The following is a 12,158-nucleotide window of genomic DNA, read 5'->3' as shown; positions in this document are numbered from 1 at the left end:
CACACAATCACGTCACTCATCGCAATAGCTTAATGCCTCTAGCCAAGAGTGTATAACAATTAAAACCGTAAACATGTCGATCTAAATGCCTGGCAACTGCGTATACTCAGGGACACACAGTAAGAGGTAGACCTAATGGAACTGCGGATTTTTTTCGATGGCAATTGCCCATTATGTAGCGCCGAAATGCGTCAACTCAAAGCGCGCGATCCCGACGATAGAATTGAACTGGTGGATCTTAACGCTGACAATTTCAGCTCAAGATTCAGCTATATCGATAAAGACTACGCCAATACCATTCTCCATGGCGAAACCGCCTCTGGCCAAGTGCTGCTCGGGCTCGATGTCACCTGCAAAGCATGGGCACTCACAGGCACTCGCCCTTGGGTACAAGTGCTACGCTTACCGCTTATCAAACCTATCGCGGATTGGTGCTACCTGAGATTCGCCAAGCACAGATACCGTATTTCCTATCTACTGACGGGTAAAGCCCGCTGTGACAATCAATGCCAACTGCCTAGGTAGTTAGCCTCAAGTAAGGACTCATTTTTAGCGCATAAAAAAACGGAGCCATTGTGCTCCGTTCTCTCATAATCCAGAAGGATTATTTAACGAAATCAACGCCGAGTTTGATATCGCCTTTCAGCGTATCTAACATAGAATCACGGGCGTTAGCTTCGAATGCGCTCACTTCACCGTAAGGCAGTACTTTCTCGATACCGTTTTTGCCTAACAATACTGGTTGAGCGAAGAATTCAGCATGCTCGCTACCGCCGTCAACGTAAGCACATTCAACGATGTTAGCTTCACCTTGCAGACCACGAACCAGAGACATACCGAAACGGCAAGCCGCTTGACCCATAGACAGAGTCGCGCTGCCGCCACCGGCTTTAGCTTCAACCACTTCAGTACCCGCGTTTTGGATACGTTTAGTTAAAGAAACGACTTCTTCATCAGAGAAAGTCACGCCTTCAACTTGAGACAGTAATGGCAGAATGGTCACACCGCTGTGGCCGCCGATGACGTTGATTTTAACGTCAGCAACGTTTAAGCCTTTTAATTCAGCGATAAAGGTTTCAGAACGGATAACGTCCAGAGTGGTCACACCGAACAAACGGTTCTTATCGTAAACACCCGCTTTTTTCATCACTTCAGCTGCGATAGCAACAGTGGTGTTTACTGGGTTAGTGATAATACCCACGAGCGCTTTAGGACAAGTCACTGCCACTTTCTCGATGAGGTTGCGAACGATACCTGCGTTGATATTGAACAGATCTGAACGATCCATACCAGGCTTACGTGCAACACCAGCAGAAATTAGCACAACGTCAGCACCCACTAGGGCAGGCGTTGGATCTTCACCAGCAAAACCTTTGATTTCAACCGCTGTTGGGATATGGCTCAAGTCAACCGCAACACCCGGAGTTACCGGTGCTATATCGTATAGAGACAGTTTAGAACCCGCAGGTAATTGAGTTTTTAACAGTAGGGCAAGAGCCTGGCCGATACCACCAGCAGCACCAAGTACAGCAACTTTCATAGTTATCTCCGTTATTTCTCGGATTATGTGTGACATGGATCTAATTTCCGTTGGCGTCACATTACTGGAATGTCACGCTAATTTCAATTATCCCTTAGTCGTGGAGACAAAGTTTTACTAAAACAGGGTGTTGTAATGTTGAATATTTACTCTAATTAAACAAATGTAATCATAAATCTGTGTTCTCAAAATGCAAAAACTGCATTTTTATTCAGTCATTATGGTTATTTGTTGACAGTTTGGCCAAAACTATTCAGAATGAGCCTGTTTTTTTGAATAAAGAATAAGACTATGCAAACAACCAAGAATCAGGATGACCTTGTTAGAATTTTTAAGGCGATTTTAAAAGAGGAGCGTTTTGGCTCTCAAAGTGAAATCGTCACCGCCTTACAAGCAGAAGGCTTTACTAATATAAACCAATCAAAAGTGTCTCGGATGCTCAGCAAGTTCGGTGCAGTACGCACTCGCAACGCTAAGCAGGAGATGGTTTATTGCTTGCCAGCCGAATTAGGCGTGCCTACTGCGGGCAGTCCGTTAAAGAATTTAGTGCTCGATGTTGACCATAACCAAGCGATGATTGTTGTCCGCACTAGCCCAGGCGCAGCACAATTAATTGCCCGTTTGTTAGACTCCATCGGTAAACCTGAAGGGATTTTGGGGACCATTGCGGGTGACGATACGATCTTTATCTGTCCATCCAGCATCCAAGATATCGCCGATACCTTGGAAACCATCAAATCTTTATTCAATTACGCAGAATAAAAAAACAGGTCAGCTTGCTGACCTGTTCTGTTTTTACTGTACGCTTTTCAGTCCAGCACCTTTCGATGAACAGTGGCTTTGTCCCGTTTACGTTACGGTTTTTAGCTGAATATCCTCAACCTTAGTAAGCCACACTGATCCTTTGATTAGGATGCGCGCCCTTTTCAGCTTCATCGAGCATCGCTTTAGCGTAATCACTCACCGAAATCCGGCTACGGCCATTGGCATCGGTAAAGAAGCTATCGCCACCTAAACGGTAAGAGCTTTCGCTAGCGCCTGGGTAGATTTCTGCTGCTGGGCTGACAAAAGTCCAGTTAACCGTTGTATTGGCAGCGCGAAATGCCTTTAATGCTTCACCTTGAGCTAAGGCTTCGTCCTTATAGGCTGGCGGGAAATCTGGGCTTGAAACCAAGGTTACTCCCGGTGCCACTTCTAAGCTACCAGCCCCACCGACCCACAATAAACGTGGCACTTTTGCCTGTGGTAACACGGCTAATAGATTATTGACCGTTTTGGCCACTAAGCCGTGATTCTGCTCGACGCGGCCACCGACAGAAGCGATTAACACATCCACGCCAGCAAAGATGTCGGCCGTTAATGGCTTCGCCAGATCGACACTACGTACCTCTGCTGCGGTTTCGCCAAGCTTGCTTGGGTCTCGCACTAAGGCAACCACTTCATGACCACGGCTTAAGGCTTCATTCAAAATGGTTCCACCAATCCAACCGGATGCACCTAATACTGCGATTTTCATTTGCTAAGTCTCACTGCTGATTTAAATTGAGACCAGTTTACTTGCCATATTTAGCGTGATAAATATCGATAAACGAGCAGGATTGTTTCAAATTGAGATACTAATGGATGTAATTATATATGGATAGAATCGCCGCCATGCGTAGCTTTATCGAAGTGGCCAACTGTGGCAGCTTTACTAAGGCCGCAGAACACCTCGATCTCAGTCGCCTGCAGGTTTCTCGCCATATTCAAGAAATTGAGCAATGGCTGAGTTTACGCCTGCTACACCGCACTACCCGCAGCGTTAGCCTCACTCTGCAAGGGGAAGAAGCTCTGCAATATTGTCAGCGGGTGCTAAGCGAAGTTACCGCAATGGAAAGCCGCGCCCATAGTCATAACACCGAATTAGTTGGCAGTATTCGCATCGCCACCCCCATCGGGCTTGGGCAACACAGCTTGTTCGATGTGGTTGATCGGTTTGTTAAGTTACATCCCAAAGTCAATATTCAACTGTTAATGTCGGACAGTTTTGCGCAATTGGTAGATGAACGCGTTGACGTGGCACTTCGTTATACCGAGCAGCCCGATGACAATCTGATTGCCCGTAAACTGATGCGCATTGATGCCGTATTGTGCGCTGCACCCAGTTACTTAGCACAGACTCAGCCTCTAAGAGAACCCATTGATCTACTGAGTCATAATTGCCTTATCCATAGCTCACAGCAACGTTGGCAGCTGTTTAAGGATCAACAGAGTGAACAGATTAAACCGATGGGAAATCTGATGGCCAATGAAATGGGTGTGCTGGTCAGCGCCGCATTGCGCGGCCATGGCATAGCCTACTTGCCCTGTGACTTAGCTAATCAATATCTGGCCAGCGGCCAACTGCAAGAAGTCCTCTCCGAGTACACGGCACCAGGGCAAACCCTGTGGGCGGTATACCTCTCCCGCAGTTACCAGCAAGCGCTAGTGCGCGCCTTTATCGATTTTACCGCCCAGCAATGGCAGCTCGATATCAATAAGTGGACATCTGCGAGTTAAGCCCACAAACAAAAACGCACCGAGCGTTGAAGGCTCAGTGCGTGATCTAAGGTTTTACGCAGGCTTAATTATCGAATTGCATCAAAAAATCTAAGCTTGGGGCGAAGAAAGAAGAACCCGTCAAGGCACTGGTAAAGTGCATTAAGTGGTCGTGGTTACCCGCACCATCGCCAAACACCATGCTATGGAGCATCTTCTCAAAGTGATCCGGTGTGCGGCAGGTTGAAATAAACATCAAACCTTGCTCCTTGAGCGAGCCGTAAGGCATGCTCTGGCGCAAAATCTCGATGGATTTACCGTTGTCATCCTTGAGATTTACCCGCTTAATATGGCTGGTAAGAGGCTTATCCTCCGACTCGTATTCGATATTGTCTTGCTTGGTACGACCGATAATATCTTCTTGCTTTTTAAGCGGTAATCTATGCCATTTACTGAGATTGTGGGCAAATTTTTGCACATGAATATAGCTGCCGCCCTTAAATTCAGGGTCTTCATCCCCCACTAAGGCGACTTCTTGACGATGGCGTCCCTTAGGATTTTCGGTGCCGTCCACAAAGCCTGTTAAGTCACGGCTATCCATAAATCTAAAGCCGCGTTCTTCTTCCACTAGCTCGACTAAGTCTTCAAACATTTGGCTGATTTCATTAGCCACTAAATGCAAAATATCGTAACGATCGCAACGAAGATGCACGAATAGATCATATTCGATCGCTGGCGCCTCACGGTTACCCGCCTGCATCGCCGGGAAAGGCTTAAGCATTTCGGGACGAGACTCGGGATAAAGACTATCCCAATAGTTAGCACCTATGCCCACAAAACCATTGAATGCGCTGTCGGAATATTGATCCGTCAACTCATAAATATACTGCGCTACGTTGGCAATACAGGGACGCAATTGCGACTCGACATTGTCATTTGCATTAAACATCAAATAGACGCTATGTAAGTTTCCCTCGGCACACACACCCAACTGTTCACGCGGCATATTTTGAATATCCATCTGGTTATCACCCTTTTGTCGATTCATTTTCGGCAATATTATCCGCAACTTTACCTGAAAATGACATTAAGTAACGCACAGTTTGTCCGTCTTTCTAATGTAAAGACGGCTGTTAAAACCGCTATGCTGTTATACCGCTATATAGTGAAATATAAAAATTGACGAGGCAATCACGCCTCGTCAATTTTGCCTATTCTGCATTCGCTTCAACATAACAAAACGAGTTATGCGTTAATATCCAGCGGCATAACCATCTTTACGGCTTTCGGAAGCACCGCGGTAAACGCCTGTTTCTGGATTAAAACCAATGGCTTGATAACCGCCAAAATCCCCCAGAACATCACGCAACACATGGCCTTTTTTCATCAGTTCACGGCGAGTTTCAACGGGGAAGCCTGATTCAAGGCTCACATAGCCACCGTCATTCATTATCTCACCCGTAGGCTCAGTCGAACCTGAGTGTAAAATTCTGGGGGCATCGCCCGCTTCTTGCAAGTTCATTTTAAAATCAATCAGATTGATAATAATCTGCGCATGCATTTGCGGCTGTGTTGCACCGCCCATCACTCCAAAACTCAGCCACGGTTTACCGTCCTTAGTTACAAAAGCGGGAATAATGGTATGGAATGGACGCTTGCCTGGCGCGTAAGTATTAAAACGCCCTTCGGTGAGATCAAACATCTGCCCGCGATCTTGCAGCACAAAGCCGAGATCTGGCGGCGTCATACCTGAGCCCATGCCGCGGTAGTTACTCTGGATCAGCGACACCATGTTGCCGTCTTTATCCGCGGTGGTGAGATACACTGTATCCCCATGTTGCAGCGCAGGATTGCCGGCATCGACACTCTTAGCCGCCTTGTTTAAATCAATTAACTTGGCGCGCTCGTAATTGTATTGCTGCGAGATTAACTCTTTTACAGGCACTTTGTTAAAGGCCATATCGGCATAGAATTTCGCGCGATCGGCAAAGGCGAGCTTTTTCGCCTCTACAAATAAGTGCACATATTCGGGACTATTAAAGCCCATGGCGGCGACATCGAAGGGTTCCATGGTTTTTAAGATCTGTAGTGCAGCAATCCCCTGCCCGTTAGGCGGCAGTTCCCACACATCGTAACCACGGTAGTTGACCGATACGGGCTCAATCCAGTCACTGGTATGACTGGCTAAGTCTTCATAACTTAAATAGCCACCTTGAGCCTTGATGTATTTATCAATACTTTTGGCAATGTCGCCCTTATAGAAGGCGTCGCGGCCGCCTTTGGCAATTTTCTCATAGGTATTTGCCAGTGCAGGATTTTTGAAGATTTCGCCCACCGCAGGCATTTTGCCATTAGGCATATAGGTTTCTTTAAAACCGGGGAATTGAGCGAGCTTTTTACTGCTGCCCTCAAGGTAATAGGAAATCAACTCGGAGACAGGGAAACCTTCGCGGGCATAACGAATCGCTGGCGCTAAATTATCGGCCATTGGCAGTTTGCCAAATTTATTGTGCAGTTCGTACCAACCATCCACGGCCCCAGGTACCGATACGGGTAGCGGCCCTAATGGCGGTAAATAGTCTAATCCGAGGGATTTAAGCTTCTCTAGCGTTAAGGATTTGGGGCTGCGACCGGAGGCATTAAGGCCATACAGTTTTTTATCTTTCGCGCTCCAAACAATCGCAAATAAATCACCACCGATACCCGAACCAGTTGGCTCGACTAAGCCCAGCATGGCATTAGCTGCAATGGCCGCATCGACGGCGCTACCGCCCTGTTTTAATACATCAATCGCGACCTGTGTCGCCAGCGGTTGACTGGTGGCCGCCATTCCTTGGGTAGCATACACTTCTGAGCGTGTCGCAAAGGCTTTACCTGTGATCCTATCCATGGCCAACACTCCCGAGGACGACATGGCTGTCGCCACTGTGACTAAGGTACAAATTGATTTTATTGTTTTTATCATAATTCCTCCAAGGCTGGAGGAATTAAGGTAACAAGGAAGGTTGAAAATATCAGCAAACGAGACATTTTTTGCTCAAGTTAAACGTAAGCAAAAATGTCATAGTCTTTACGCAACTGACGGATTGCGATGACGCCAAAGTGCTTAAACTAAGATTCGAATAACACGAGAGAATGCGGCTCAGTGCTTAAACCCACTCGCTGGCCGACATTGAACTGCATGATTTGACTACGCACTTCGACATAATAAGCGTGGGATGCCGCCTCTACTTTCACCCAATAATGGCAAAATGCGCCGAGGAAGCGTCGCTCGGTAATCGTCCCAACGCCTGCATCATCGGCACTGAGCGCCAATTGTTGTGGCCTTAAAAACACTTGGCCATTAAAGGCGTGGGATTGCGACAATGGCGTGAGGCTACGCAATTGGCCAATAGGCGTTGTCACACTGTGGCCATCAACAACCTCGGCGGGCAAATAGTTGCCACTTCCCAGAAAATCAGCCACATAGCGACTATTGGGCGCTGCATATAAGTCTTCTGCTCGGCCATGTTGCACTATCACACCTTGGTTAAAAATGGCCAAGGTGTCGGCGAACACAAAGGCTTCATCCTTACTGTGGGTAACAAAAACCGCGCTGACATTGCGCTGCTTTAGAATGCTGCGGATCTCCGCCATCATGCTGTGGCGCACTTGGGCATCGATATTCGAAAAAGGCTCGTCGAGTAGCAGTAATTGCGGCTCATAGGCCAAAGCGCGGGCAATCGATACCCGCTGCTGCTGACCACCAGACAATTCATGGGGATAACGCTTGGCTAAGCCTTCGAGTTTAACTAAGGCGAGCATGTCATCTAAACGGGCCTTACACTGCGCCGTCGTTAACTTAGCGACACCAAACAGAATATTCTCGGCCACGGTTAAATGCGGAAATAGCGCATAGTCTTGAAAAATCATCCCTATGCCGCGCTGTTCACTCGGCACAAACTGTCCGACGCCGCTGACGGTTTTGCCATTGATTTGGATCTCCCCTTGGCTAATCGCCTGCAAGCCTGCCACCGCCCTGAGCAAGGTGGTTTTGCCACAACCGCTTGGGCCGAGCAGCGCAAGAATTTCCCCCTGTGCCAGCGTCAAATCTAAGCCTTTGAGTATCTGTTGGCCCTGATAATCACTATGGACTTGATGAAGATTGAGCGTACTGGTCATCGGTTATCTTGCTCCAAGGAACGGTTTAAATAAATCAACGGGACCAAGCCTACGAGCACAATCACAATGGCGGGCAAGGCTCCATGTTCCAGTTTTTCATCTGAGACAAACTGGAATACATAGGTCGCAAGATTCTCAAAACCTATGGGACGCAGCAACAATGCAGCGGGTAATTCTTTCATGCTTTCGATAAATACCAACAACGCCCCAGCAAATAAGCCTTTGGTGAGTAGCGGTAAATGCACTCTTTGGAGCAAACGTCGAGGACTTTGCCCAAGTGTTAGACTCACCATATCTAATGAGGGCGAGATGCGTTTATAACTACTCTCAACACTGCCAATCGCAATGGCCACAAAGCGCACACAAAAAGCAAAAACCAGCGCAGTCGTACTACCAGTGAGCAAGAGCCCTGGCCCTGCCATCCCCAACCAATCGGCGATGTCGTTAATCGCAAAGTCGAGCAGGGTTAACGGCACCAATACACCAATGGCAAGTACCGTACCGGGCAAAGCATAGCCGGTTGATGCCAAGCGCGATGGCAATGCATCACTCGACCTTGGGCTCACGCGGCGGATAAACATTAGCACTAATGCGATGACACAGCACACCAAACTGGTTATCAGTGCCAACGTGAGGCTATTCACACTCAATTGCCAAAAAAGAGGGTCCCAGCTCTGCTCAAAATAATTGATGGCATAGGATAATAAAATGCCGCTTGGCAACACAAACGCAAGTAATAACAACATACCGCAATAACCTAAAGCCAGCAGGGTTTGCATCGATGAGAGCCTATACAAATCAATTGCTTGGATGCGAGATTGTTTTTGAAATAACTGTTGCTTGCGGCGGGCAAAACGCTCAACACCAATCAAGCTAAACACCACTAGCAAGATAATGGCCGAGAGCTTTGCCGCGGCGGTTAAATTGCCATAGCCCAACCAAGTGTCATACACGGCTGTCGTTAAGGTTGGCACGGCAAAATAGTTAACTGTGGCAAAATCCGCTGCGGTTTCCATCGCCACTAAAGCGACACCCACGGCCAAGGCGGGCCTTGCCATCGGCAAAGATAAGCGCCAAAAACTCTGCCAAGGCGAGCAGCCCATGATCCTTGATGCATGCGCCAAGCTTAAGGATTGCTCCATAAACGCGGTGCGCGCTAACAGATAAATATAGGGAAATAACACCAGCGATAGCACACAAGCGGCGCCACCTAAGGTGCGAATATCGGGGAAAAAGTAATCCTGCGGAGAGCTCCAGCCAAAGAGCGCGCGCAAACTCCTTTGTACTGGGCCTGCGTAATCGAGTAAATCGGTATACACGTAGGCAACAATGTAGGCTGGCATGGCTAAGGGCAATAGCAAAGCCCATTGCAAATATCGTCTACCTATAAACTCACAGCGCGCCATTAACCAAGCGCAGGGCAACGCCAGCAACAGTGAGCCAATACTCACCCACAGGATCAACCAGAGACTGTTGGCGATATAAGTGGGTAATACGGTAGAGAGTAGATGACCAAAGACGGCCTCATCGGGCTGAGCCGCTTGAAGAAGTAACGCAAAGAGGGGTAACACCAGTAGCGTTGCTATGGCATAACCAGTAAGCGACCAGCTTCTGGCTAATCCTAAAATCATGTGGCTCCTTTAAAACAAGTGCGCCAATTAATGGCGCACTTATCGATTTAACTGCCTAACTAGAGGTCAAACTGCACTTCATCTAATAATTTCACTGCCGCTTGGTGATATTCCGCCAGTTTAAAAATCGGTAACTGATCGGCCTTAAACTCGCCCCAAGAAGCCACTAAGGTTGAAGGTGCAACATCCGCTTTGACTGGGTATTCCATATTCACCTCAGCGTAAGCTTTTTGCGCCACATCACCAGAGAGGAATTCCATCAGTTTGATAGCATTGTCTTTATTTGGGGCATGGCGAGTCAGTACCATACCAGAAACGTTCACATGGGCACCACGGTCGGCCTGATTCGGGAAATTAATCACCACGGCTTCAGCCCAGCTCTTTTGCTCTGGATCTTGCAACATATTGCCATAGTAATAGCTGTTACCAATCGCAATATCACATAGGCCTTCTTTTACCGCTTGAACCTGTCCACGATCGTTACCTTGCGGCTTGCGGGCTAAGTTGGTTTTTACACCCTGTAGCCAAGTTTTAGTGTCTGCCTCACCGTGGTGAGCGATCATCGAAGCCACCAAGGCAATGTTGTAAGGATGCTTACCGCTGCGAGTACAAATCTTACCTTTGTATTTAGGATCGGCGAGTTCCTCATAGCGAATCGCTTGCGGGCCGAGGCGATCTTTTGCGGTATAGATATTACGTACGCGCATGGTCAGTGCGTACCATTGTCCTTCAGGATCACGGTATTGCGCTGGAATATTGCTGTTTAATTTTTCACTCTTCACCGCAGATGTCAGATCTTTATCGACCAGTTCGACAAGACGAGAAAAATCTGAGGTTAGCACTAAATCCGCTGGCGATAAGCGACCTTCACGGGCAATACGTTCGGCAATCCCGTCTTTGGCAAACACCACATTCACGCCAATGCCTGTTTCTTCGGTAAAGCGCTTCAAGATAGGTTCAACCAAAAACGCTTGGCGATAGGAGTAAACCGTTAATTTTTCATCCGCATGTGCAGACTGCGCAACCGACATTAACCCAATTAAAGCGGCACAAGTTACCCATTTCATTAGCGATTTCCCCTCAAAATGATGACGTCAAGCATAAGTCAGTTGTTAAGACTATTAATGATAATAGTTATCAGTTTAGAAAGAGTAATAGATCATAACGAGGAGGGCAATAGATTGAGTAACTTTTTGTTTTTAATGTATTTAAGATATAAAAATGCGGATTATCTCAAATCAAACTAAACTGAATCTTAATTTTTTAAAATAGATTGGAGGCATTATGTTTAGCATGCTTGTACTGGCAATTGTCGTACTCGGCTTAGTGTCATTAATGACATTCAAAAATAGCCATAGCAAACATAAATCATTGGTCAAAGCGACTGGCACAAGTAAGCGTGAAAGGCATGCAACTAATGCAGCCCATTCCTTCCACTGCGTGAGTATTGAAAATGAAGGAAATTGCTGCGAGCAAGTCGCTGCAATTAAAGGAAAACGCTTTCTATCAAAAGAAGCTCCAGAGCTCCCAATGAAAGCATGCTCACAGTCAAACTGTCAGTGCCACTATCAGCATTATGACGATAGACGCCAAGCTGGCAGTGATCGCCGTGTGGACTATGGTATGACGAAGGAGCTCTATGGTGCGTTTGGCGAGCATAATCGCCGAGAACAACCTAAAGGTCGGCGTTTAACCGACCATTGATGGCAATTATTGTGGGCGAGTTTCAACAAATGCGGGCAAGTCACGCATTTCGCTAAACCAGATTGCAGTTGCCGGTGCGACTTTTCGCCAATCCAGTTCAGGATGTCTGAAATCCACATAATCCAATAAACAAATTAAGGCTAACTGTGGTGCCTGAATTGTCGTTTGAGTAATCACGCTCTGGTGCTCCATTTGCATCAAACCACGCAGCAAAGCTTGTTCAAAGCGCGATGTCCAAAAGGCCGATCTTACGCCCTCTTCTTCACGCATTTGTTCTTGGCGCAACTTTACCGCACTGTCGATTAATCCCTTGATCATCGAATATTGACACTGTAATACCCAGTTATAGGGTTGGCCACCGAACATTTCCTGTGCTCCCAATTCGGTATCCAAATAGCGCATGATCACTTCGCTATCGAAAATAGGCACACCATCATTAGTAATCAGGCAAGGGATTTGGCCTAATGGATTAACATCGAGCAATTGTGCCGTGTTTTCCATCGGATTGACTAAGACTTCTTCAATATCATTAATCCCCAAATAACGGATTAACGTGCGAACACAGCGAGCATAGGGTGACGCAAGGGAGCAGAGCAACTTCATCA

At 47.1% G+C, this 12,158-nt stretch carries 12 protein-coding genes; 4 read left to right on the top strand and 8 right to left on the bottom strand.

Translation table 11 applies throughout. The features are described from left to right. The first annotated feature begins 135 nt into the window (after nucleotides 1-135). Nucleotides 136-525 (top strand): thiol-disulfide oxidoreductase DCC family protein, encoded by a 390-nt coding sequence (locus tag H9J30_RS10730; protein WP_240131028.1) that lies wholly within the window; start codon nucleotides 136-138, stop codon nucleotides 523-525. Nucleotides 526-604: 79 nt separating this feature from the next. On the opposite strand, the gene mdh is transcribed toward H9J30_RS10730, so the two are convergent. Continuing rightward, the gene (gene mdh / locus H9J30_RS10725; protein WP_240131027.1) at nucleotides 605-1,540 is read right to left on the bottom strand and encodes a malate dehydrogenase; all 936 of its coding nucleotides are present in this window, start codon (nucleotides 1,538-1,540) and stop codon (nucleotides 605-607) included. 291 nt (nucleotides 1,541-1,831) lie between these two features. Here mdh and argR point away from each other — a divergent pair, with 291 nt between their 5' ends. Beyond that, a complete protein-coding gene (gene argR, locus H9J30_RS10720; RefSeq protein WP_011071072.1) occupies nucleotides 1,832-2,302 on the top strand; it encodes a transcriptional regulator ArgR in 471 nt (156 codons plus the stop codon). Between the two features lie 121 nt (nucleotides 2,303-2,423). Here argR and H9J30_RS10715 read toward each other — a convergent pair whose 3' ends face one another. Beyond that, entirely contained in the window at nucleotides 2,424-3,056 is a 633-nt protein-coding gene (locus H9J30_RS10715; protein ID WP_240131026.1) for an NAD(P)-dependent oxidoreductase, read from the bottom strand. A gap of 119 nt (nucleotides 3,057-3,175) precedes the next feature. On the opposite strand from H9J30_RS10715, the gene H9J30_RS10710 reads away from it, so the two are divergent. Beyond that, nucleotides 3,176-4,078 (top strand): LysR family transcriptional regulator, encoded by a 903-nt coding sequence (locus tag H9J30_RS10710; RefSeq protein ID WP_240131025.1) that lies wholly within the window; start codon nucleotides 3,176-3,178, stop codon nucleotides 4,076-4,078. A 64-nt stretch (nucleotides 4,079-4,142) separates the two neighbouring features. Here H9J30_RS10710 and H9J30_RS10705 read toward each other — a convergent pair whose 3' ends face one another. From H9J30_RS10705 to H9J30_RS10685, 5 genes are all read right to left on the bottom strand, one after another. Further along, a complete protein-coding gene (locus tag H9J30_RS10705) occupies nucleotides 4,143-5,078 on the bottom strand; it encodes a Dyp-type peroxidase (protein WP_240131024.1) in 936 nt (311 codons plus the stop codon). Between the two features lie 231 nt (nucleotides 5,079-5,309). Beyond that, entirely contained in the window at nucleotides 5,310-7,022 is a 1,713-nt protein-coding gene (gene ggt / locus H9J30_RS10700; RefSeq protein ID WP_240131023.1) for a gamma-glutamyltransferase, read from the bottom strand. Between the two features lie 146 nt (nucleotides 7,023-7,168). Beyond that, on the bottom strand, nucleotides 7,169-8,218 hold the full coding sequence (locus tag H9J30_RS10695) for an ABC transporter ATP-binding protein (protein ID WP_240131022.1): 1,050 nt from the start codon (nucleotides 8,216-8,218) through the stop codon (nucleotides 7,169-7,171). Beyond that, complete coding sequence (locus tag H9J30_RS10690) at nucleotides 8,215-9,849, bottom strand: ABC transporter permease (RefSeq protein WP_240131021.1); 1,635 nt, start codon at nucleotides 9,847-9,849, stop codon at nucleotides 8,215-8,217. Before H9J30_RS10690 ends, H9J30_RS10695 begins: the two co-directional genes overlap by 4 nt. Nucleotides 9,850-9,908: 59 nt before the next feature. After that, the gene (locus H9J30_RS10685; protein ID WP_240131020.1) at nucleotides 9,909-10,916 is read right to left on the bottom strand and encodes a Fe(3+) ABC transporter substrate-binding protein; all 1,008 of its coding nucleotides are present in this window, start codon (nucleotides 10,914-10,916) and stop codon (nucleotides 9,909-9,911) included. Nucleotides 10,917-11,133: 217 nt separating this feature from the next. Here H9J30_RS10685 and H9J30_RS10680 point away from each other — a divergent pair, with 217 nt between their 5' ends. Then, the gene (locus H9J30_RS10680) at nucleotides 11,134-11,553 is read left to right on the top strand and encodes a type IV pilus modification PilV family protein (RefSeq protein ID WP_240131019.1); all 420 of its coding nucleotides are present in this window, start codon (nucleotides 11,134-11,136) and stop codon (nucleotides 11,551-11,553) included. 6 nt (nucleotides 11,554-11,559) lie between these two features. Here the strand turns inward: H9J30_RS10680 and H9J30_RS10675 are convergent, their stop codons facing one another. Then, nucleotides 11,560-12,156 (bottom strand): glutathione S-transferase N-terminal domain-containing protein, encoded by a 597-nt coding sequence (locus H9J30_RS10675; protein WP_240131018.1) that lies wholly within the window; start codon nucleotides 12,154-12,156, stop codon nucleotides 11,560-11,562. Between the last annotated feature and the right edge of the window lie 2 nt (nucleotides 12,157-12,158).

The organism is Shewanella cutis, assembly GCF_022410515.1.
Classification (GTDB): Bacteria; Pseudomonadota; Gammaproteobacteria; order Enterobacterales; family Shewanellaceae; genus Shewanella; species Shewanella cutis.
Note: the sequence above shows the minus strand (reverse complement) of the source record. Positions and strands in the feature narration are given on the sequence as shown.